The sequence below is a fragment of the Streptococcus sp. ELY_90 genome, from assembly GCF_058314475.1.
Window position 1 is genome coordinate 72,279 of sequence record NZ_JBZFUJ010000009.1, and the last position, 22,365, is coordinate 94,643.

Below are 22,365 nucleotides of genomic sequence, written 5' to 3' on the forward strand. Positions count from 1 at the left end.
ACGCTCAAGCTGCAAAGCTTGCCGTCCACCCCTGCAAAGCTGACAATCCCTAAAAGACGCCGTAAGACGATTTATAGGCCTGAAAAGTCAGCTGCTGCTGTCTTAAGGTAAGACTGTTAATATTTTAAAGCTGGAATTAAACATTCAGCAGTTCATTACTCACTGTTTGAGTCATCAATTTTCTTGTTGATATATTTTTCAACATTGGCAGAATGTTCTTCATAAGTTTTGGCATAGTATACTTCACCTGTGGTGACGTCTGCCACAAAATACAAATCATCCGTAGATTCCGGCTCTACTGCTGCTTTAATAGCCGACAGGCCGGGATTGTCTACTGCACCGGGCATCAAGCCCTTATTGGTGTAAACATTATAAGGCGACTTGATTTTAGTATTGATATTGGCATCCTCTTTCAAGGTTGTCTTTTCACCTAATTTTCCCATTGCATAAAGAACAGCAATGTTAGACTGAAGAGGCATGTCCTGATCTATACGATTATAGAAGACACCTGCAATTTTCTTGCGGTCATCATCTGTCGAACCTTCTTTTTCAACAAGAGAAGCCATCGCTAAAATTTCATTGACCGTTTTACCTTGTGATTCAATGGTATCATAATAATTTTGCATGTTGGCATCCATAGCAGCCAGCATGCTGTCAATTAAATCCTCGACACTGGTCTTCTTCTCGTAATTATAAGTGGCCGGGAACAGATAACCTTCCAGCTGATATTTCACCTTAGAAGCATCCGGCAGACTGCCTAAAAGTTTAGGATATTTTTTTACCATTTTACTGATAAAAGCTTTGTCCTGAACGACCTTTAAAAACTCCTTGGAGGTAAAAGGCGTCTTATCCGTTTTTTTCTTAGTGTTGGCATTGCTTGTGACAGCTTTAGCAATCTGTTTGATGGTGTACCCTTCAGGAATCAAAACCTTGCCCAAAACAGGCGCCTGAGGAGTTGTTGTGCCCCCCTTTTGAAGAGCCTTAGCAATATCATCTAAAGACATGCTCTTTTGTAAATTATAGTAGCCGCTCTGCAAATTGCCGTAATTGCGGAATTTGGTATAGTAATTGAAAACAGCTGCATTTTTGATGACACCGGCTTTTTCAAGAATCCGGCCAATCATCCGATTGCCCGATCCGCTCGGAATTTCCACCTGAATGTACTTGCTTGATTTAGCATCCAAGGGCTTGAGAGCGCTGGAAACATAATAATAGCCAAAGACACCCGTTCCTATCAGTAAAATGAGGATAAAGGTAATCAAAACTGCTGAAATCTTTCTTGCCAGTCTGTTGGTTTTCTTATGGCGCTGCTGCCTTCTCTGATTCAGACTGGCTGCAGTGTCCTGAGGAGTCTTTTTAGCCTTAGATTTTTGAGGTTTTTTAGTGATTTTCGGCACCTCCTCTTCTTCTGGTTTAGGAATTTCCTTCTCTTTGACTGCCTTAGCTTCCTCTTTAGGCTGAGGCTTGGTTTCATCCTTAGATGTTAAATTTAAATCGGATACAGACAGCTCTTTGGTTTCTTCTTCAACGCTGCCTTGATGCTTTTCAATAAAATCAGCAGGCAGCTGCCAGTTTTCCGCTTGTCCGTCATCAACCCAAGTTCCTGTTGTTTTAACCTTAACTTCTAAATTGTTAGACAAATCATTGGCAGCAAGTGTTTCTGAGTCGGGTTCAGCCAGATTTGGCTCTGGCTGAGAGGCTTCATTCTGAGCAGACTCGAAAGTCTGAGATACTTCTTTTGAAGCCTCAGCTGATTGAGATGACTTCTCTTTTTTTGCTGACGGACTGCTCGAAGCAGGTGAAAAGACTTCATCTAAATTGGCCAGAACATCATCAACCACCTGGTCTGTAATTTTTCCTTCGGGAACCGGCATAACAGCTGCTTCCTCTTTTTTTGCTGCCTGACCGGATGATTCTTCAGACAGCTGGTCGTTTCCAGCAGAGTAAGCTTCAGATGTTTCTGCATCTGCCTGATTGGCTTTGCCTTCTCTGCGCAAGCGGCTGGCTTTCTCCATGTCTGCTAGAATTTTTTCTTTAAAACTTTTCGTCTGTTGAGCTTCTTTCTTCTCTTCATCATTAAAGATATCATCAGTCAAAGCTTAACCTCCTAATGTTTATCACAGGCTATTATAACCTAAAAACGCTTTAAAGGCAATCTTATCAGTTTTTTATTACAGCAGCGTAACAAAAAATTAGATTTCAGGATTATCCCAAACCATGTTGTACCAGGTACTGCCGCCATGATTTGACGATGAGAGGCCTTCATCGGTAAAGCCATTCATTTCATAATAAGAAATTAAATAATCATGACAGGTCAGGCTGATCCCCAAACGTTTCTGGCTCACGGCCAGATCCTTAAGGGCTGCCAGCAAAGTCGTTCCGATTCCCTGTCTTTGAAACTCTTTAGACACAGAAAGGCTGGTTACGGCGATATAGCCGGACTCCTTTGGATTGACCTCCACCGTTTGAAACAAATCATCTGTCAGATATCGGTTTACAATTACAGGCCCCTCAATATAGCCTGCAAGCTGACCGTCCTGTTCAGCCACTAAAAAGGTATCGGCAATTTTTTCAATTCGCTCCTTGATGACTTGTGAAGCCGCTGCTTCTGCAGCCGAAAAATTTTCAGCTTCAATGCGGCTGACTGCTTCTAAATCAGCCAACTGAGCCTGTCTAATCAGCATTTCATCTCCTTTTAGAAAAAAGGTCTTTACTAAAAAGTAAAGAAAGCCTTTATATTATTGTGTATTTTTTGTTAAATTAGAGAGGAGTTCTTCAAACGAACGCTCGTAAAGCTGGATATCTCCTGCTCCCATAAAGACATAAACAGCGTCATCATGGTCTAAAAGAGGGGAGACATTCTCAACGGTGATAACCTTGGCAGGTTTAATAATCTTTTCTGCTAGATCTTCTACTTTAACATCGCCGTGATCCACTTCACGCGCAGAACCGTATATCTGTGCCAAATAGACACTGTCAGCTTCATTTAAGGCTCTGGCAAAGTCATCTAAAAGCGCAATGGTTCTTGTAAAGGTGTGCGGCTGGAAAATGGCGACAATTTCTTTTGAAGGATACTTTTGCCGAGCGGCATCAAGGGTTGCAATGATTTCAGTCGGATGATGCGCAAAGTCGTCAATAATAGTCGTATCATTAATGCGCTTTTCAGAGAAACGGCGTTTAACACCGGAGAACGTTTTTAAGTGCTGAACGACCAATTCCATATCAACCCCGGCAATATATAAATTCGCAATAACAGCTGTTGCATTAAGCACATTGTGGCGGCCAAAAGCCGGTATATGGAAACGGCCGAGCTCTTCTTGCCCATGCTTAACCTTGAAATCGGAACCGTTTGTATTTCGCATGATATCATAAGCTATAAAATCATCATCGTCTTTAAAACCGTAATAATAAATCGGTGCCGGCGATGTTATCTTGCGCAGATAAGGGTCTTCACCGTAAACAAAAAGCCCCTTTTTGACCTGTTTGGCATAATCGTTAAAGGCATCGAAAACATCTTCTACACTTGTAAAGTAGTCCGGATGGTCAAAGTCAATGTTCGTGATAATAGAATATTCCGGATGATAAGGCATAAAATGACGCTCATATTCATCGGATTCAAAGACAAAGTACTGGCTGTTAGCCAGGCCGCGTCCTGTACCATCACCAATCAGATAGCTGGTATCCGTAATATTTTTCAGCACATGAGCCAAAAGACCTGTTGTTGATGTCTTGCCATGAGCTCCTGCCACACCGAGACTGGTGAATTGGCGCATGAAATCGCCCAAAAATTCATGATAGCGTTTAAACTGGTAGCCTTGTTTTACGGCATAAGCAACCTCGATATTGTTGTCTTGCCGAAAAGCATTCCCTGCGATAATCTCCATATCATCAGTGATATTAGCTTCTGCAAAGGGCAGGATGGCAATACCTGCTTTTTCAAGACCGTGCTGGGTAAAATAGTACTTATCCACATCACTTCCCTGCACCTTATACCCCATCTGATGGAGCATCAGTGCCAGGGCACTCATTCCTGAGCCTTTGATTCCAATAAAGTGAATGGTTTTTGACATGCTTGTAATTTCTCCTCTAGTTGACATCGTCAAGACGTTCCAAGTTTAACTCCTGAGCCACATGACGCTCACGATGTTCCTGATTTTCTTTTTGATTATAGATTTGGCTGGTTTTTAAAAAGTCATAATTATTCTTTTTAACACCTTTTCTTGAAGGATTTTCCGGTTCTGAATAATGCTTAGGAAGCTCAGCCAAAATATAGGAATCCTGATGTAAATGGTTTGAAAAACGGCCTAGTTCCGTCTTAGGAGCCGGAGTCTCTTTTTCAGACTGCCTGATTACCCCTTTAGAGACTGGTCTGCTATAATCATTTGCAATGAAAGACTGGCGCTTTCTTTTCAGATCCTGACGGGCTTTTTCGCGGGCTATTTCAGCATAGGTTTTCCCCGCCTTTTGTGTCTCAATGCGCTCTGAAGCCACGTTTTGAGGATTAGGATTATCAGGAATAAACTGATAACCTTGAGTTACATCGTCATAAACCTTATCTTCATAAGGGCCGTGAATATTAGTGATCAGGTCTTCATTTTCATATAAATGCATTATTTTAGCAATTTCAACGACAGCCTCATCATCTGCAACCAAGGGAAATGTTCTTTTACGACTCATTAACTCACATCCTTTCTGAAACATTCCTATTATAAACTAAAAATAACATTTTTGAAAGCCATCATACAGAAATTCCTAAAATTTCTTTGATTTCTTCGATGCTCATGCTGGCACGTGTTTCATTTCCGTCTAAAACAGTTGTCACCAAATTCTTTTTGCTTTCTTGCAGTTCTAAGATTTTCTCTTCGATAGTCCCCCGCGTAATCATGCGGTAAACCTCAACATTTTCTTTCTGCCCGATGCGATGGGCACGGCTTATTGCCTGCATTTCCACAGCAGGATTCCACCATAAATCAATCAAAACAACAGTATCTGCCCCTGTCAGATTGAGGCCGACACCGCCCGCTTTAAGAGAAATTAAAAAGATATCTTTGCTGCCGTTGTTGAAAGCGCGCGTCATCTCCTGACGTTCATTAGCCGGGGTAGAGCCGGTCATTTTATAGCTGGTCAGACCAAGCACACTCAGCTCTTCTTCTGCTAAATCCAGCATATTGCGGAACTGAGAAAAGATCAAAGCTCTGTGGCCGCTTTCTTTAATCTGCTGCAGGAGCTCCCGCAGGCTGGCCATTTTCCCGCTGTCTCCGTCATAAGACATAAAGAGCTTAGGAGTATCACAGATTTGGCGCAGACGGGTAATTCCGGAAAGAATTTCAATTTTCTGGCGATTGATTTCAGCATCAGAGGACCGGCGGATAGTATCCTGCATCTGGCGGAGCTGTGCCAGATAAATAGCCTTCTGACTGTCTGCCAGTTCATTGTGGTAATTAATCTCAGTTAAATCGGGAAGCTCCGGTAAGACATCTTCCTTGCGCCGCCGCATAACGAAAGGTTTGATATAGCGGGCAACCTTTTGAGGCTCCATTTTCAAAAATGCTTTCTTTGCCGGCAGAAGTCCCGGCAAAACGATTTGAAAAATAGACCAAATTTCTAACAGCTTATTTTCAATAGGCGTCCCAGAAAGTGCAAAACAGTTTTTGACTTCAAAAGCACGGAGACTCTGTGCAATTTTTGTCTGGGTATTTTTCATAACCTGCGCTTCATCTAAAATCAAATAGTCAAAATGCCTTTTTTGGTAAAGTTCAAAATCCTGACGGAAAGAGGCATAGCTGGTAATCGTCACCTGATGATTTTCAGCAATCACTTCATCTCTTACCGCCTTAAGACCGTAAGAAACGGCTACATCTAAATCAGGCGTAAATTTTTGGCATTCGTCCTTCCAGTTATAAATAAGACTTGATGGTGATAAAATCAAAACCTTGGAGCCCTTAGTGAGACTGCTTGTCAAAAAAGTCAGGGTTTGCAGGGTTTTCCCCAGGCCCATATCATCAGCTAAAATACCGCCAAAACCATATTTATCAAGCATAGACATCCATTTCACACCTTTGATCTGATAGTCGCGCAGGCTGGCATTGACCTTAAAATCCGGCAGTAAAAAATCTTCCGGATGCCGCAGATCCTTGACCAGCTGGGCAAAATCTTCAGAAAATTGGACACTGCCCACATCCTGCAAGGCATCAGAAACCTGATAAGCAGCAATCCTGCTGACTTCAAGGTGACCGTTATGGTGTTTTTTCGCCCGCAGATTTTGCAGAGCCTGACTGACCTTTTGTGTTTCTTCGTCAAAAAGGACCAGTTTGCCGGATTTGCTGACAAAGTAAGAGCGATTTTCAAAAAGAGCTGTCAGAGCATCATCAATGTCACTCTCAAAAATACTTGAAAAATCAAAGGAAATATCCAACAGCCCCTGGTTTGTTTTGACATCAATTTTTGGCTTTTCCAGATAGCGCAAAGCCTCAAGCGACGCAGAAAGGTTAACCTTGCCCATACGTTTAAAATGATTCAGCGTCTCCGTGAAAAAGCGATAAAGTTCCTGAGCTTTCAAAGGCGGGTGATAGGCTGTAAATCCCTTTGAAAAGCCATAAAGTTCAAGAAGATCAGCGATTTTCTTTTCCTTTTTGAAATGACTGGCAAAAGGCAGGGCTTCCTTTTCTTCCTGACTGGAAACCCTGATTTGCCCGTAATCAAACACCAGCTGCAGCACAAGCTTTTGATCGCTTGACAAATCAAAATTAAAAATAACCTCAAAATCGCGGATATCAAAACTGGCGGGCGCTTCAACCCTGCCCAGTTTTTTGAAGTCCAAAAGACTGCTTGCCAGCTTTGCCTGATCTTCAAAATCAAAGTAAATGTGCTTAGCCAGATCTTCTTCCAAAGGCAGGCTTTTAATGGCAGCAGCCAGCTTTCTTTGCTTAGAGTCGAGGTGATAAAAAGTATTATGATACAGTAAATACTGATGATCAAAGAAAAATTTTACAGGCTTCTCATTGATTATCAGCTCAATAGACTGACGGTGAACCGTCACCTTAAACTGATACAGCTGCGCTGAACTGTCTAATTCCTTGAAGTTCAAATCGTGATAGGTTTGCGACTCGCCTTCAAAAGAGAACTCATAAAGATCATTTAAGAGACTGACACCTTCTTCAAAAAAACCGCTTGGAAAGGCCAGATTGCGGGCATGGTTGGGCAGCAAAAAGTCCGTGTCTGCACGAGCAGTGTCAGGAACAATACGCCATAAGAACTCAATCAGCTCCTGACTGGCCTCATCAAACTGCAGCAAAGAGAGCGGCTCATAATAATTCTTGCCGATTTGGTAATAAGATTCTTTTTTGATAACCGTTAAAAAAGCTTTAATATCGCGGATAACATAAGAACGCTTGTCAGGCAGGCGGTTAATTTTTAAAGTCCACCAAAAATCTAATGAAAAAGGACTTTGGCTGCCTTGAGCAGACAGACGGTATTTGACACTGTCGTCTTCATTCATTGCCAAACCGTCAAGAAAAAGGCTGCCAAAAGAGGTTTTTTCCTTTCTCTCTTCCAGATCCTGCTCGTCAGCGATAAGATTATCAGCCAAGTCCTTCCCTTTAGGGTGGTTCTTCAGATAGTATTCAACAGCTGCTAAATGAGAACAGTAGCCCTTTTTTTGAAACATATCGCAAGGGCAGGAAACAAGATCATCTTCAAGGGAATAACAAAGTCTGCAGTCTGCAACCTGTGCAACCAAAAAATTATCTTCTTCCTCTAAAATTGAGACTAACTGTTGTTCGTAAAAGTGGATGCCCTCATTGCGGACACGCCCGGGAATCAATCTACTCATCTTTTTTCCGCCTTTATCATTATCCCTTAATTATACCATATCTGCAGGGACTTTTCTTAGGTGAAAATCTCTTTTAAAAAAATAGAAAAATCTCACCTTAAGATGAGATTAATCGTTAATATTTTCTAAAACGCCGGTAACGTTCTTCCAGCAAATCAGCTGTATCCAGCTGTTCAAGATGGCTGAGTTCCTCAATTAAGTTGATCTTCATCATTTGAACAATTTCGCTGGAAAAATAGCCATGTTCAGGAATAACCTTATCCACAACGCCCATTTTGAGCAGTTCACCGGCGGTAATCTTCATTAATTCCGCAGCCTCAACAGATCGGCTTCCGTCCTTCCAAAGAATGGAAGCAAAACCTTCCGGGCTTAACACAGCATACATGGTATGCTCAAGCATCCAGACCCTGTCTGCAACAGCTAAGGCCAAGGCCCCGCCGGAGCCGCCTTCACCGATAATAATGGCAATGACGGGTACTTTAAGGTCGCTCATTTCTAATAAATTGCGGGCAATGGCTTCTCCCTGACCTCTTTCTTCTGCTCCAACACCGGGATAGGCTCCTGCCGTATTGATCAAAGTAACCACGGGTCTTTTGAATTTTTTGGCCTGTTTCATCAGGCGCAGGGCCTTACGATAGCCTTCAGGATTTGGCTGACCAAAATTACGGTTAAGATTGTCCTGTAAGTTTTTCCCTTTTTGAACGCCGATAACCGTAACCGGTTTGCCATCCAAAAGTCCGATACCGCCGACAATCGCACCGTCATCTGCAAAATGGCGGTCACCGTGCAATTCCATAAAGTCATCAAAGATCTGCTCAGCATAATCCAGAGCTGTCAAACGCCCCTGATTGCGAGCTTCTTTGAGTATTCTTGACACATTACTCATTGGCCACCTCCATGAAATGCAAGCAGTTTTGCAATCGTCTCTTTCATTTCTGTTCTTTTAACAATAGCATCAACAAAGCCATGTTCTAACAAAAATTCGGCCTTTTGGAATTTTTTAGGCAGGGTCTCACGGACAGTCGTTTCAATGACACGGCGCCCGGCAAAACCGATTAAGGCTTGAGGTTCTGCCAGTATAATGTCACCTTCCATAGCAAAGCTGGCTGTTACACCGCCGGTTGTGGGGTCTGTCAGTACAGTTAAGTAAAAAAGACCCGCATTGGAATGGCGTTTTACCGCCGCTGAGACTTTAGCCATTTGCATCAGGCTCATAATGCCTTCTTGCATACGGGCACCGCCTGAGGCTGTAAAAATGACAACCGGCAGCTGCTCATCCTTTGCATATTCAAAAAGGCGGGTAATTTTCTCACCAACAACAGTTCCCATCGAAGCCATAATAAAGTGAGAGTCCATGATGGCAAGAGCAGCCTTTTGCCCGGCAAAAGCAGCTGTTCCTGTTATGACAGCTTCATCAAGGCCGGTTTGACTTCTGGCTTCTGCCAATTTTTCCTTATAACCTGGAAAATCAAGAGGGTCTTTTGTTTCGATGCCTGTAAACATTTCTTGAAACGAGCCCTCATCAACTGTAATCGCTAAGCGTTCCTGAGCTGAAATACGAAAATTATACGAACACTTGGGACAGATTTTAGCTAAACCAAGGTCTTTTTGATAAATCATGTGTTTGCAGGCCGGACACTTAGCAAACAGCTCATCCGGAACTTCCGGTGTTTCCCGAGGTTCTGTCCGCTTTATCGAACGCTGAGGATTTATACGGATATACTTATTTTTTCTTTCAAATAAAGCCATATCAACACCTATTCTTTATCCTCTGTATAGGCCGGTAAAAAAGTCTCCATCAAAAAAGAGGTATCATAGTCACCGGCAATAACATTTGAATGAGAAATTAAATCAAGCTGGAATTCAGCATTTGTAACGACACCGCTCACCTCAAACTCATAGAGAGCACGCTGCATCTTCATCAGAGCATCAAAACGATTTTCTCCGTGAACGATAATTTTGGCAATCATGCTGTCATAGTAAGGCGGAATGGTGTAATTATTGTACATGGCACTGTCAACACGCAGGCCGACACCTCCGCTCGGCAGAAAAAGGTCATTAACCTTTCCCGGGCTGGGTGCAAAATTAAATTTAGGATTTTCTGCATTAATCCGGCATTCAATGGCATGCCCGGAAATCCGGATATCTTCCTGCTGATAGGGCAGTTCTTGTCCCGCAGCAATGCGAATCTGCTCTTTCACAATATCAACACCGGTAACGAATTCTGTCACCGGATGTTCAACCTGAACACGTGTATTCATTTCCATGAAATAAAACTCTCCGGAAGCCTCATCCAAGAGAAATTCAATGGTGCCGGCATTTTCATAATCAACTGCCTTTGCCGCCCGAACAGCAGCATCTCCCATTTTACCGCGTAAAGTCTTACCGATGGCAATAGAAGGGCTTTCTTCCAGAACTTTTTGATTATTACGCTGGAGTGAGCAGTCGCGCTCTCCAAGGTGAATAATATGACCGAGAGCATCTCCTAAAATTTGCACTTCAATATGACGAGCCGGGTAGATAACCTTTTCCAAGTACATGGCACCATTGCCAAAAGCTGCCAGAGCTTCTTGGGAAGCCGACTCAAAGGCCGCCGTTAAGTCTTCTTTTTTATCAACCTTGCGAATGCCCTTGCCGCCACCGCCGGCAGACGCTTTCAGCATAACCGGATAGCCAATCTTGTCAGCAATTTTCAAGGCCTCTTCAGCCGTGAAAACTTCACCGTCAGAACCTGGTATAACAGGGACATCAGCCTTTATCATTTCAGCACGCGCATTAATTTTATCACCCATTTTGTCCATAACAGCAGCTGCCGGACCGATAAACTTAATCCGCATTTCTTCGCACATCGTTGCAAACTTGGAATTTTCACTTAAAAAACCAAACCCCGGATGAATGGCCTCAGATCCGGTTACAATAGCCGCCGATAAAACAGCATTCATATTGAGATAAGAATCTGTTGATTTAGCCGGCCCAATACACACAGCCTCATCTGCTAAGAGGGTGTGAAGCGAGTCTTTATCTGCTTCTGAATAGACTGCAACAGTCGTAATTCCTAATTCTCTGGCTGCGCGGATAATACGCACAGCAATTTCACCACGATTGGCAATCAAAATTTTCTTAAACATGATGATGCATTTCTCCTAAGGTTTTTATGTATTAATTCCCTAAAGCAAAAGTCAGCGTTCCGCTTGCAGCCAGCTTTCCGTCCACTTCTGCCTTTGCTTCAACTACCGCAATTGTCCCGCGGCGCTTAACAAATTTGGCTGTCATGACGAGCTGATCACCGGGAACCACTTGCTTTTTAAACTTCACCTTGTCCATGCCTGCATAAAAAACAAGTTTTCCTTTGTTTTCTTCTTTGGACAGTTCAAGGACACCTGCAGTCTGTGCCAAGGCTTCCATAATAAGGACGCCCGGCATCACAGGATATTGAGGAAAGTGACCGTTGAAAAAAGGCTCATTGATTGTCACATTTTTAATGGCAACAATTTCATCATCACTGATTTCAAGAACACGATCAACTAATAACATAGGGTAACGGTGAGGAAGGGCCTCACGAATTTTATTGATATCAATCATTTGATGCGTACCAGTCCTTTTCCAAATTCAACCACTTCTTCATTGGCTACTAAAATTTCAGTAACAATACCGTCTTTTGGTGCCGGTACTTCATTCATCACTTTCATAGCCTCGATGATAAGCAGCGTCTGTCCTTTTTTGACCTGATCGCCAACAGAAACAAAGGCCGGTTTGTCAGGGGCTGAAGCCAGATAAGCCACTCCAACCAGAGGACTCTCAACAACATCTCCTTCAGCCACAGCCGGAGCTGCCACTTCTTCAGCAGGGGAAGCCGAAACTTCTGCTGCTTGAGGAGCCGGGGTTGAAACCGCTGCAGTTGGAGCAGCCGCTTCAGTCACAGCTGCAGGAGGAACTGCTGCTGATTCATTTTTGCTGAATACAAGGGCTTCACCGTTGTTGTTATAGGAAAATTCACGCAAGCTGGAGCTGTCAAACTGACTCATCAAATCTTTGATTTCTGAAATATTCATGAATTAAGCCTCCCAGCGTTTGAAAGCCAGAACAGCATTGTGACCGCCAAAGCCAAAGGTGTTGGAAATAGCATAGTCTACTGCTGTCTCGCGGCCTTCGCCCATGATAACGTCAGCTTCAATATCTTCGGATACTTCCTTGGTACCAGCCGTCATAGGCAAGAAGTTGTGGCGTATTGCTTCAATTGTTGCAATAGCTTCTACAGCACCGGCTGCACCCAACAGGTGTCCTGTGAAAGATTTCGTTGATGACACTGGAACATCCTTGCCTAAAACCGCAACAATAGCCTGACTTTCCCCTTTTTCATTAGCTTGGGTTGAGGTTCCGTGAGCATTAACATAGCCGACCTGATTAGGTTCAATGCCTGCTTCTTTAATAGCCAGCTTCATCGCTTTAGCAGCACCAGAACCATCCGGCCTTGGTGTAGTCATGTGGTAAGCGTCACAGTTGCTGCCATAGCCGACAACTTCAGCTAAAATGTTAGCACCGCGTTCTTTTGCATGTTCTAAACTTTCAAGGACAAGCACTCCTGCTCCTTCTCCCATAACAAAACCATTGCGGTCTTTATCAAACGGGATAGCAGAGCGAGTCGGATCTTCTGTGGTAGACAGAGCTGTAAGGGCATTGAAACCGCCGATACCGATTCTAGTAATAGATGCTTCTGATCCGCCGGCTAAGACAACATCCTGGAAACCGTATTTAATTTCACGGAAAGCTTCTCCGATAGCGTCATTGGCTGATGCGCAGGCAGTTGTAATAGATTTACATACCCCTTGAGCACCGATCTTCAGGGCAATGTTGCCTGCTCCCATATTTGACAGAGCCTTAGGAATAAACATAGGCTTAATGCGTTTCATGCCGCGTTCATGCATACGAATGATTTGGTCTTCTAATTCCTGCAGACCGCCAATACCCGATGACACGATGACACCGACACGGTCGCGAACTGTTTTGGCCATATCAAGCGCAGCATTTTCCAAAGCTTCCATGGCAGCGTAGATGGCATAAAGAGAATAGTCATCCATTCTGTTTCTGTCTTTTTTCACAAAATACTTGTCAAATGGAAAATCTTGAATTTCTCCGGCATTAAAAACCGGAATTTCTGAAGCATCAAATTTAGTAATAGGTTTGATGCCAATTTTACCGTCATGAAGACTGTTCCAAAATTCTTCTGGCGTATGTCCGATTGGTGAAGTAAGGCCGTAACCAGTTACGACAACTCTTTGTAATGTCATATTGTTCTCCTTTATTGGGGGGAAATTTAGTAAGTTTATAATTATGATTGCATGGTCATGCCGCCGTCAATGGCAATGACCTGACCTGTAAGGTAATCCTGCTGAGCCAGAAAGAGTGCGACCTCAGCTACATTGTCAGTTGTTCCAAATCGTTTCATTGGAATCTGATTCAGCATCGCATCTTTCATTTTATCAGGAATGCGGTCTGTCATGTCAGACTCAATAAAACCAGGCGCGATTGCATTGACACGCACATTTCTGGCTGCAGCTTCACGGGCAACAGACTTGGTAAAACCAATCAAACCGGCCTTAGAAGCTGCATAATTGGCCTGGCCGACATTGCCGGCAAGTCCGACAACACTGGACATATTGATAATGGCACCCTCACGGGCCTTAGTCATTGGTTTCAAAACAGCCTTTGTCATATTAAAGCTGCCGGTTAAATTGATCTTAAGAACCTTTTCAAAGTCTTCTTCTGTCATTTTTAACATGAGCTTATCGTTGGTAATTCCTGCATTATTAACCAAGATATCAACACTTCCCAGTGCTTTGGCCGCCTCATCAGCCATGCGTTTGGCATCGTCAAAATGCGACACATCACCTGAAACAGCTGCGACAGCAACTCCGTAATCCTTAAACTCAGCAATTAAATCTTCTGAAATCTCTGAACGTCCGTTCAAGACAACATTGGCTCCGGCTTTGGCAAATTTATGAGCAATCGCGAGCCCGATACCTCGAGTTGAGCCTGTGATAAAAACATTTTTATTTTTAATTTCCATTTCTGTAGTTACCTTTCTAATCCTCCAAAAGGGCTTGCAGACTTGATAAGTCTTCAACAGCTGAAACATTGGCTGATTTATCAATTTTTTTCATAAAGCCGCTTAAGACTTTACCCGGACCGATTTCAATGTAGTTATCCACACCAAACTCCTGCATAGCCGCAATAGAGTCATAAAAACGAACAGGCTCCTTAACCTGACGGGCAAGCAAACTTTTGATCTCATCTTTTTGCATAATTTCAGCTTTGGTGTTGCCGACTAAAGGAATGTCAAAATCAGAAAAATCAACGGTTTTCAAAACCTCTGCTAATTTTTGACTGGCCGGCTCTAACAATGCCGTATGGAAAGGCCCGGAAACCTTAAGAGGAATAAGCCGTTTGCTGCCTGCTTCTTTCAGCAGTTCTACAGCGTAGTCAACTGCAGCAGCTTCACCGCCGATAACAATCTGAGCCGGTGTGTTGTAATTAGCCGGTGTCACAATACCTTTGCTGCTTGCCTGTTTACAAACAGCTTCAATCACTTGGGGATCAGTATTCATGACAGCAACCATTTTTCCGGTACCTGACGGTGCTGCTGTTTCCATAAATTCACCGCGCTTAGCAACTAAAGCAAGTGCCTCTTCAAAAGAAATTGCTCCGGCTGCGACAAGCGCTGAATATTCTCCCAATGAAAGTCCGGCAACAATGTCAGGCTGACAGCCTTTTTCTTTTAGAAGACGGTAAATAGCTACCGAGGTTGTTAAAATAGCGGGCTGGGTGTAGCGTGTTTGATTCAGTTTTTCTTCATCATTATCGATCAAAGCACGCACATCATAGCCTAAAACCGATTCAGCCGCTTGAAAAGTTTCTCTGACAATTGGATAAGTTTCATATAAATCCCTTGCCATGCCAAGTTTTTGAGCGCCTTGACCGGCGAATAAAAATGCTGTTTTAGCCATAATATAAGATATCAAAGTCGGCAGGAAAACAAGAGGAAAGAAGCAACACTGCCGTACTGCAATTTCCAAAACAGCTTTGCCTGACAGTCCTATCTGCAATAGAGCTAAAGAGACAGGCAGCTGTTTTTCGGTTCTCCGGCCGGATTTAATTCCTTTCTATGTTGTCTTTTACTATTATCACTAGTAAGGATTATTTCACATCTGCCCAACGCGCTGCTTCAGCTTTAATCACTTTGGCTGCTCCGTAGTATAGATCTTTTAAGATTTCTTCGCAGGTTTCTTCTTTTCTGACAAAGCCTGCAATTTGCCCCGCCATGACAGAACCATTGTCAACGTCTCCGTCAACAACAGCATTCCGAAGAGCTCCGGCACCCAGTTCTTCAATTTCTTCAGCTGATTTTTTCCCAGCTAAGAAATCTTTTTCAGCCTGACCGTATTCTGAAGACAGTCTGTTCTTGATCGCACGGACCGGATGGCCGACCACTGAAGCCGATACAACCGTATCAATATCCTTAGCCTTCAAAATTTTATTTTTGAAATTTCGATGAGCGTTGGACTCTTTAGCAACAACAAAACGTGTTCCTACCTGAATAGCTTCAGCACCCAGCATGAACACAGCTGCTGCCCCGCGCCCGTCAGCAACGCCGCCGGCTCCGATAACAGGAATATCGACAGCATCCACAACTTGACGCACCAAGGCCATGGTCGTTAATTTACCGATATGACCGCCGGCTTCCATACCTTCGGCAATCACAGCATCAGCACCCAGTTTTTCCATACGTTTGGCAAGAGCCACACTGGGAACAACCGGAATAACGATAATCCCCGCATCATGGAAACGTTCCATGTATCTCCCGGGATTTCCGGCACCGGTGGTGACAACTCTGACACCTTCTTCGATAACCAGATCAACAATGTCATCTGCAAAAGGAGACAAAAGCATAATATTGACCCCAAAAGGCTTATCTGTCACAGCTTTAATCTTGTCAATATTAGCTTTGACAACTTCCTTAGGTGCATTTCCACCGCCGATAATACCCAGACCGCCGGCTTTTGATACAGCCGCTGCCAGGTCACCGTCAGCTACCCAAGCCATTCCTCCTTGAAAAATAGGATATTTTATATCTAATAATTCTGTAATACGCGTTTTCATTTTTTATATAAACCTTCTAAGCTTTTCACTCAATAATTTGACAGTCAAACTATCACAATAAGAAGAAAGAATATTCTTATAAGAATACTCTCAAAAACTTACTTATTTTGTTTTTTCTTCAACAAAAGCAACTAAATCACCAACTGTTTGAAGACCTTCTTCAGATTCGACTTGAATATCAAATTCATCTTCGATTTCTGAGATGACTTGGAATACGTCTAAAGAATCTGCGTCAAGCTCATCAAAAGTTGTTTCCATTTTAACTTCTTCTGCGTCTTTTCCAAGTTCCTCGACGATAATCTCTTGTACTTTTTCAAATACTGCCATGTTTTTTCTCCTTTATTTAAGAAATATTTTTTATATACTGTGCTAAGCACAAAATGTATAACTAGATTTTAACAATTAAACTGCCCCATGTCAAACCTCCGCCGAAGCCGCTAAGGAGAACAGTTTGCGAACCATCCAAAGCTATGGTTCCGTTTTCGATGCATTCAGCTAATAAAATCGGAATGCTGGCTGCACTGGTATTGCCGTAATTCATCATATTAGCCGGGAATTTGTCTCTGTCGGCATCAATCTTTTTAGCCATCTTATCCAAAATACGGATATTAGCCTGATGCAGCAGGAAACAGTCAATATCATCCACCGAGAAACCTGATTCCTCTATTAAAGCTGAGATGCTTTTTGACACATCCCGAATAGCAAAATCAAATATTGCCCGGCCGTCCATTTTCAGGTAGTAACTGTCTTCTTCAGCCTCCTGTGAAAACGGTGAGGAAATATTATGGTAGCCTGAAGTCAGACCTTCTCCGCGGCTGCCGTCAGAATGAATGGATTCCGCCAGAAAATGTTCCGAAGAATCTGTTTCCAAAAGCACACCGCCGGCGCCGTCACCAAAGAGCACAGCTGTCCTTCGGTCTGTCCAATCAATTGATTTAGACATGACTTCTGCCCCAATAATCAGACCTTTTTGATAGCGTCCGGATTTAATGAGCTTTTCAGCTGTTGACAAGGCAAAAACAAAGCCGCTGCAGGCTGCTGCCAAGTCAAAAGCAAAGGCATTAACAGCACCAATGGCTGCCTGAACACGGGCAGCAGTTGATGGCATCATGGAATTAGGAGTAATTGTCGCAACAATGATAAAATCTATTTCCTCTGCCTTTAATGCTGCCTTTTGCAAAAGCTGCTCAGCAACTCGGCTGGCCAAATCAGCGGTGTCTTCTGTTTGACTGATCCGGCGCTCCTTGATTCCTGTCCGGCTGGCAATCCATTCATCGCTGGTATCCATTATTTTAGACAGGTCATCATTGGTCACAACCTGTGAAGGCACGTAATATGCTGCCTGACTAATTTTTGCAAAAGCCATTAAACCAACCCCTCAAGAAATTGATGAAGGTTACTCAGTCCCTTCTCCAAAGCACCAAGCTCTGTCGTATCCATATCTTTCGTAATGCGATTAACAACATTCTTATGAAATCTATTGTGTAAACGATAAAGCAGTCTGCCTTTTTGTGTCAGAGTCAAATAAACAACACGCCTGTCTGACTGAGAACGTGTCCGCTCAATATAACCCTTTTTTTCAAGTTTATTTAAGCTGGTCGTGACAGTTCCCAGAGTTACCAGCAGCTCATGGGCAATGTCACTCGGTGTCACATTGGTATTTTTTCCAATTATATCTACCGTATGCATTTCTTTTAAAGACACATCTTTGAATTGACTTGTTTTCAAACTCATCTCTTCAATAATCATGATTTTATTAAAAATATCAACTAGGTAAGAATTAATTTGATTATAGTCCAATCTGCCACCTCCTATACGAAAATAAACTTTGACTATCAAAGTTTATCAAAAGATTACTGAAATTGCAAGTTTAATTCAAAAATATTTTTTGTAAAAAAGATGTCTCAAGTAACCGGCTTGAGACATCTTAATTTTATGGCTTTGTTTATCATTGTTATTTGCCTGTAAATTTCGGACGCCGTTTTTCTGTATAAGCACGGACGCCTTCTTTAAAATCATTTGTAAAGGCAAGTGATTTTTGCAGGTCTAATTCCAGCTTAGCATAATCCTGCCAGCCGTCAAAAGAACTCTGCCAAAGCATTTCCTTAATAGCTTTGTATGAATTGACCGAACCGCGTTTCAAACGGGTAATCAGGCGGTCTGTCGTTTTTTCCAGTTTTTCCGATTCACAAACCTTATAGACAACACCATATTCCAAGGCTTTTTCTGCATTTAAAGCTTCCCCTGTCATGGCCAGCTGTGTGGCGCGCGTTATTCCGATTGCTCTGGTCAAGAGGAAAAGGCCTCCGGCATCAGGAGCAAGACCGACATTAACAAAGGCTTGAATAAAGCGAGTTTTGTCACTGGCAATACAAAAATCTGCTGCCACCGCCATATTAGCTGCAGCTCCGGCAACCGCACCATCTGTGCTCATCACGACAGGTTTAGGCAAACGTTTCAGAGAAAAGGAAATCTCATTAACCAGCTCTGCAATACGGACAAGAGACTGAACATTGTCATCATCAACAGCTCTTTGCATTTCAACCAGATCGCCGCCTACGGAAAACACTTTCCCATTCGCATTAATTAACAAAATTTGGACATTGTCGTCTTCTGCTGCAGCAGAAACAGCTTCTAAAATTTCCTCACAAATCGGAATGTTAAAGCCGTTTGAAACCTCCGGACGGTTAAGCGTTAAGGTTGCTACGCCATCAGTTACACTGTACAGAATTTCTTTAAAATCCATTTTCTAATTCCTCATCTCTAATTCTTAAATAATCAAGATAAACCGCTGTAGCTCGATTTTCAATATTAAAATAGTTTGAATGTCAAACTTTTTAACATCTCCATTTTATCATAAAAACAAAGAGTTCTCAAAAGGAAAAAGTACTTTTTACAATCTTTATCCCAAAAGAATATCAACTGCCTGTGTTAAATTAGCAATGAGGCGCTTAGCTGCCCGCTGATCAAGCCCGAAAGTCCTGTCTTCAACAGCCCAGACCTCTATTCCGGCAGTTGTTCCCGCAGTGATACCTTTTTCACTATCTTCAATGATCAAAATATCAGACTTTGGGATTTTCAGCTGCCGTGCAGCTTCATTATAAATTGCCGGATTGGGCTTGCTTTCAGGAAATTCTTCCCCGGATAAAACAAATTCAAAATACGGTAAAATCTCTGTTTCTCTCAGGGCCAGCAAAATATCAGACTTTGTTGAACTGGAAGCCAAAGCAATTTTAATATTTTGCTGACGAAGCCTTTCCAAGACATTTTTTACATCGGAAAAAATCAGATTTCTATAGGGTAGCGGATGACTGTTTTTAAAATCAGTGTATTCTTTTTGCAGCTGCCCAACATTCCACTTGCTGTAATCACTTCCCAAAATCTGCTGCCAGGCCTGTTTCATATTGCCGCCGATGAAAAATGCCGGCGGCAGATGTTTAATCGAAATCCCCTTGCTCTCCAAAAAAATTTCACGTCTTTTATAATAGAAGCTTTCTGTATCAAAAAGAACCCCATCCATATCAAAAATGATTGCTTTTACTGTCATGATACCCCCTTCTTTCACCCATTTTACCACAAAAACTGCTGACAAATTTTCTGAATTTTGCTATAATTTATATAATCTTATTGAAAATTTGGAGAATATATGAAAGTCGTAAAATTTGGAGGGAGTTCTCTCGCTTCTGCCACTCAGCTTGAAAAGGTCTTAACTATTGTAAAATCGGATGACAGCCGTCGTTTTGTTGTTGTTTCTGCCCCGGGTAAGCGTGACGATCAAGATACTAAGGTAACCGATGCCCTAATCAAGTACTACAAGTCTTATGTTTCAGAAAAAGATGTTACTGCGGATCAAACTTGGATTATCAACCGCTATCGCTCCATTATTGATGAACTCGGACTCGGTCAGGGTGTACTGGAGAAAATTACCAAGGCAATCATTGATCTCGCCAATTTACCTATTGACGATAATGATTTTCTGTATGACACCTTTTTAGCTGCCGGAGAGGACAATAACGCAAAACTGATTGCTGAATACTTCAAGAAAAATGACCTGCCCGCCCGCTATGTCCATCCTAAAAAAGCCGGCATTATAGTCACTAGTGAACCGGGAAATGCACGCATTATCCCATCCAGCTATGATAAATTAGAAGAGCTGCGTGACAGCGATGAAGTCCTGGTCATTCCGGGCTTCTTTGGGGTAACAGCCGATAATCAAATCTGTACTTTCTCCCGCGGCGGTTCCGACATTACCGGTTCCATTGTAGCTGCCGGCGTCAAAGCTGACCTTTATGAAAACTTCACAGATGTTGATGGTATTTTTGCAGCACACCCCGGTGTCGTGCACAAGCCTCAGTCCATTTCCGAATTAACCTATCGGGAAATGCGTGAATTAGCTTATGCCGGCTTTTCCGTTCTTCATGACGAAGCTCTGATTCCTGCCTACCGCGGAAAAATTCCCCTTGTCATTAAAAACACAAATAATCCTGACCACCCAGGCACCAAAATTGTGCTCAAGCACACCGGAGATACGATTCCAGTCATCGGAATCTCCGGTGACGATGACTTTGTCAGCATCAACATTTCTAAATACCTGATGAACAGAGAAGTTGGCTTCGGGCGCAAAGTTCTGCAAATCTTAGAAGACTTAAACATCCGCTGGGAACATATCCCAACCGGTATTGATGACATGTCCATTATTCTTAGAGGCCGTGAACTGACACCGATTAAAGAACAGGAAATCATCTCACAGTTAACCCGTAAACTTGAAGTTGACGAAGTAGAAATTGAGCGTGACCTTTCTATTATCATGATTGTCGGTGAAAACATGAAAAACCACATCGGTGTCACTGCCAAAGCAGCCGAAGCTTTTTCAAAGAAGCATATTAACTTGGAAATGATTTCTCAAGGTTCCAGTGAAGTATCCGTCATGTTCGTTATCAAAACTGAGCAGGAAAAAGCAGCTGTTAGAGCACTTTATCAAACTTTTTTTGAAAGTAAATAATAAAGTATCCGTTAAAAAAGCAAAAGGTGAAGGAAAACCAAGCGTTTTCCCTCACCTTTTTAATCCATCACACAGTAATAATTGCATTTGCAAAGTTAGCCTTGCTGACAGACTTTGCATGTTTTTCCAATAATTCAACTGTTTTCAAATATTTATCCACAGCTGATATCCCTTGCCCAAATCTCCTCAATGTCATTTCAAAAAGACCAGAATATCAATTCCGGTCTTCATTTTTTGAAAGCAATAGTATCGGGAAGACAGGATTCGAACCTGCGACCCCTTGGTCCCAAACCAAGTGCTCTACCAAGCTGAGCTACTTCCCGCTTCTTCTCCCTTAAACAAGTCATCAGCCTAAAGCCAATCACTCGTCCATGCACCCTGCAGGATTCGAACCTGCAACCGCCTGATTCGTAGTCAGGTACTCTATCCAGTTGAGCCAAGGGTGCCTTCCCTTATGCCGAGGACCGGAATCGAACCGGTACGAAGGTTACCCTTCCCAGGATTTTAAGTCCTGTGCGTCTGCCAGTTCCGCCACCCCGGCCTCCTCTTAAAGCGAACGACGGGATTCGAACCCGCGACCCCCACCTTGGCAAGGTGATGTTCTACCACTGAACTACGTTCGCATACTATTTATGCCGGCTACATGACTTGAACACGCGACCCTCTGATTACAAATCAGATGCTCTACCAACTGAGCTAAGCCGGCCTATCCCTCATGCGGGTGAAGGGACTTGAACCCCCACGCCCTCAAGCGCCAGATCCTAAATCTGGTGCGTCTGCCAATTCCGCCACACCCGCATCCTATGACCCGTACTGGGCTCGAACCAGTGACCCTTTGATTAAAAGTCAAATGCTCTACCAACTGAGCTAACGAGTCGCTTACGGTCCCGACGGGAATTGAACCCGCGATCTTCGCCGTGACAGGGCGACGTGATAACCGCTACACCACGGGACCTCTTCTAAGCAATTGTATTCGAACTAAAAAGCTAGTGATTTAGATAAATAGGTTAAGAAATCAGGATTTCTTACCTATTTCCTAAAATCATACGCTTTTCTTAACGTTCTCATTACTTAATTATGGGAGTTAACGGGATCGAACCGCTGACCCTCTGCTTGTAAGGCAGATGCTCTCCCAGCTGAGCTAAACTCCCTAAGTGAGCTTTAACTCAGCTGGCAATGTAAAAAGCTTCGCTTTCCTTATCCACCGATTGAATCAGTCCACTGGACTATTTCAACTGAGCTAAACTCCCTATCGCTAAGCGACTACCCTATCTCACAGGGGGCAACCCCCAACTACTTCAGGCGTGCTAGGACTTAACTGCTGTGTTCGGCATGGGTACAGGTGTCTCTCCTAGGCTATCGTCACTTAACTGCT

General features: G+C 43.0%; 20 protein-coding genes, 9 tRNA genes and 1 rRNA gene. 1 reads left to right on the forward strand and 29 read right to left on the reverse strand.

What is annotated here, in order from left to right:
* Positions 1 to 155: 155 nt before the first annotated feature.
* The 19 genes from mltG to AC4HAF_RS07000 all read right to left on the reverse strand — a co-directional run bounded on the left by mltG (position 156) and on the right by AC4HAF_RS07000 (position 19,535).
* Positions 156 to 2,096, reverse strand: a complete 1,941-nt coding sequence (gene mltG / locus AC4HAF_RS06910; protein ID WP_491097191.1) for an endolytic transglycosylase MltG — start codon at positions 2,094 to 2,096, stop codon at positions 156 to 158.
* Between the two features lie 96 nt (positions 2,097 to 2,192).
* Positions 2,193 to 2,684 (reverse strand): GNAT family N-acetyltransferase, encoded by a 492-nt coding sequence (locus AC4HAF_RS06915; protein WP_491097192.1) that lies wholly within the window; start codon positions 2,682 to 2,684, stop codon positions 2,193 to 2,195.
* A 54-nt stretch (positions 2,685 to 2,738) separates the two neighbouring features.
* Positions 2,739 to 4,070: a UDP-N-acetylmuramate--L-alanine ligase gene (gene murC / locus AC4HAF_RS06920; RefSeq protein ID WP_491091085.1), complete on the reverse strand. Its 1,332-nt coding sequence runs from the start codon at positions 4,068 to 4,070 to the stop codon at positions 2,739 to 2,741.
* 16 nt (positions 4,071 to 4,086) lie between these two features.
* Positions 4,087 to 4,677 (reverse strand): divisome accessory protein ZapJ, encoded by a 591-nt coding sequence (gene zapJ, locus AC4HAF_RS06925; protein ID WP_491097193.1) that lies wholly within the window; start codon positions 4,675 to 4,677, stop codon positions 4,087 to 4,089.
* Between the two features lie 61 nt (positions 4,678 to 4,738).
* The gene (locus AC4HAF_RS06930; RefSeq protein ID WP_491097194.1) at positions 4,739 to 7,831 is read right to left on the reverse strand and encodes a pilus expression-regulating Snf2 family helicase; all 3,093 of its coding nucleotides are present in this window, start codon (positions 7,829 to 7,831) and stop codon (positions 4,739 to 4,741) included.
* Between the two features lie 115 nt (positions 7,832 to 7,946).
* A complete protein-coding gene (locus AC4HAF_RS06935) occupies positions 7,947 to 8,717 on the reverse strand; it encodes an acetyl-CoA carboxylase carboxyl transferase subunit alpha (RefSeq protein WP_491097195.1) in 771 nt (256 codons plus the stop codon).
* The gene (gene accD / locus AC4HAF_RS06940; protein WP_491097196.1) at positions 8,714 to 9,580 is read right to left on the reverse strand and encodes an acetyl-CoA carboxylase, carboxyltransferase subunit beta; all 867 of its coding nucleotides are present in this window, start codon (positions 9,578 to 9,580) and stop codon (positions 8,714 to 8,716) included. Before accD ends, AC4HAF_RS06935 begins: the two co-directional genes overlap by 4 nt.
* A gap of 8 nt (positions 9,581 to 9,588) precedes the next feature.
* Positions 9,589 to 10,959, reverse strand: coding sequence for an acetyl-CoA carboxylase biotin carboxylase subunit (locus AC4HAF_RS06945; protein ID WP_491097197.1), 1,371 nt, complete (start codon positions 10,957 to 10,959; stop codon positions 9,589 to 9,591).
* 31 nt (positions 10,960 to 10,990) lie between these two features.
* Positions 10,991 to 11,413 carry a 3-hydroxyacyl-ACP dehydratase FabZ gene (gene fabZ, locus AC4HAF_RS06950; RefSeq protein ID WP_027976623.1) on the reverse strand — a complete coding sequence of 141 codons (423 nt, stop codon included), beginning with the start codon at positions 11,411 to 11,413 and terminating at the stop codon, positions 10,991 to 10,993.
* The gene (accB, locus tag AC4HAF_RS06955; protein WP_491097198.1) at positions 11,410 to 11,883 is read right to left on the reverse strand and encodes an acetyl-CoA carboxylase biotin carboxyl carrier protein; all 474 of its coding nucleotides are present in this window, start codon (positions 11,881 to 11,883) and stop codon (positions 11,410 to 11,412) included. Before accB ends, fabZ begins: the two co-directional genes overlap by 4 nt.
* A 3-nt stretch (positions 11,884 to 11,886) precedes the next feature.
* A complete protein-coding gene (gene fabF / locus AC4HAF_RS06960) occupies positions 11,887 to 13,119 on the reverse strand; it encodes a beta-ketoacyl-ACP synthase II (protein ID WP_491097199.1) in 1,233 nt (410 codons plus the stop codon).
* 41 nt (positions 13,120 to 13,160) lie between these two features.
* Positions 13,161 to 13,898, reverse strand: coding sequence for a 3-oxoacyl-[acyl-carrier-protein] reductase (gene fabG / locus AC4HAF_RS06965; RefSeq protein WP_491097200.1), 738 nt, complete (start codon positions 13,896 to 13,898; stop codon positions 13,161 to 13,163).
* Positions 13,899 to 13,914: 16 nt separating this feature from the next.
* On the reverse strand, positions 13,915 to 14,835 hold the full coding sequence (gene fabD / locus AC4HAF_RS06970) for an ACP S-malonyltransferase (RefSeq protein WP_491097201.1): 921 nt from the start codon (positions 14,833 to 14,835) through the stop codon (positions 13,915 to 13,917).
* Positions 14,836 to 15,025: 190 nt separating this feature from the next.
* Positions 15,026 to 15,988, reverse strand: a complete 963-nt coding sequence (gene fabK / locus AC4HAF_RS06975; protein WP_491097202.1) for an enoyl-[acyl-carrier-protein] reductase FabK — start codon at positions 15,986 to 15,988, stop codon at positions 15,026 to 15,028.
* 102 nt (positions 15,989 to 16,090) lie between these two features.
* Positions 16,091 to 16,315 (reverse strand): acyl carrier protein, encoded by a 225-nt coding sequence (locus AC4HAF_RS06980; RefSeq protein WP_027976629.1) that lies wholly within the window; start codon positions 16,313 to 16,315, stop codon positions 16,091 to 16,093.
* 61 nt (positions 16,316 to 16,376) lie between these two features.
* On the reverse strand, positions 16,377 to 17,354 hold the full coding sequence (locus AC4HAF_RS06985; RefSeq protein WP_491091096.1) for a beta-ketoacyl-ACP synthase III: 978 nt from the start codon (positions 17,352 to 17,354) through the stop codon (positions 16,377 to 16,379).
* A complete protein-coding gene (gene fabT, locus AC4HAF_RS06990) occupies positions 17,354 to 17,788 on the reverse strand; it encodes a fatty acid biosynthesis transcriptional regulator FabT (RefSeq protein WP_491091097.1) in 435 nt (144 codons plus the stop codon). Before fabT ends, AC4HAF_RS06985 begins: the two co-directional genes overlap by 1 nt.
* Before the next feature lie 154 nt (positions 17,789 to 17,942).
* Positions 17,943 to 18,734: an enoyl-CoA hydratase gene (locus tag AC4HAF_RS06995; protein ID WP_491091098.1), complete on the reverse strand. Its 792-nt coding sequence runs from the start codon at positions 18,732 to 18,734 to the stop codon at positions 17,943 to 17,945.
* A 156-nt stretch (positions 18,735 to 18,890) separates the two neighbouring features.
* The gene (locus AC4HAF_RS07000; protein ID WP_491097203.1) at positions 18,891 to 19,535 is read right to left on the reverse strand and encodes an HAD family hydrolase; all 645 of its coding nucleotides are present in this window, start codon (positions 19,533 to 19,535) and stop codon (positions 18,891 to 18,893) included.
* Positions 19,536 to 19,634: 99 nt separating this feature from the next.
* Here AC4HAF_RS07000 and AC4HAF_RS07005 point away from each other — a divergent pair, with 99 nt between their 5' ends.
* Complete coding sequence (locus AC4HAF_RS07005; protein WP_491097204.1) at positions 19,635 to 20,990, forward strand: aspartate kinase; 1,356 nt, start codon at positions 19,635 to 19,637, stop codon at positions 20,988 to 20,990.
* Positions 20,991 to 21,239: 249 nt separating this feature from the next.
* Here AC4HAF_RS07005 and AC4HAF_RS07010 read toward each other — a convergent pair.
* The 10 genes from AC4HAF_RS07010 to rrf form a co-directional block, all read right to left on the reverse strand.
* Positions 21,240 to 21,313 (reverse strand) — tRNA-Pro (locus AC4HAF_RS07010).
* Between the two features lie 49 nt (positions 21,314 to 21,362).
* Positions 21,363 to 21,436, reverse strand: a tRNA-Arg gene (locus AC4HAF_RS07015).
* Between the two features lie 9 nt (positions 21,437 to 21,445).
* Positions 21,446 to 21,531, reverse strand: a tRNA-Leu gene (locus AC4HAF_RS07020).
* A 10-nt stretch (positions 21,532 to 21,541) separates the two neighbouring features.
* A tRNA-Gly gene (locus AC4HAF_RS07025) sits at positions 21,542 to 21,613 on the reverse strand.
* A gap of 10 nt (positions 21,614 to 21,623) precedes the next feature.
* A tRNA-Thr gene (locus AC4HAF_RS07030) sits at positions 21,624 to 21,696 on the reverse strand.
* Positions 21,697 to 21,706: 10 nt separating this feature from the next.
* Positions 21,707 to 21,788 (reverse strand) — tRNA-Leu (locus AC4HAF_RS07035).
* A 6-nt stretch (positions 21,789 to 21,794) separates the two neighbouring features.
* Positions 21,795 to 21,867 (reverse strand) — tRNA-Lys (locus AC4HAF_RS07040).
* Between the two features lie 5 nt (positions 21,868 to 21,872).
* Positions 21,873 to 21,945 (reverse strand) — tRNA-Asp (locus AC4HAF_RS07045).
* A gap of 123 nt (positions 21,946 to 22,068) precedes the next feature.
* Positions 22,069 to 22,141, reverse strand: a tRNA-Val gene (locus tag AC4HAF_RS07050).
* A gap of 103 nt (positions 22,142 to 22,244) precedes the next feature.
* Positions 22,245 to 22,360 (reverse strand): 5S ribosomal RNA (rrf, locus tag AC4HAF_RS07055).
* Positions 22,361 to 22,365: the final 5 nt, after the last annotated feature.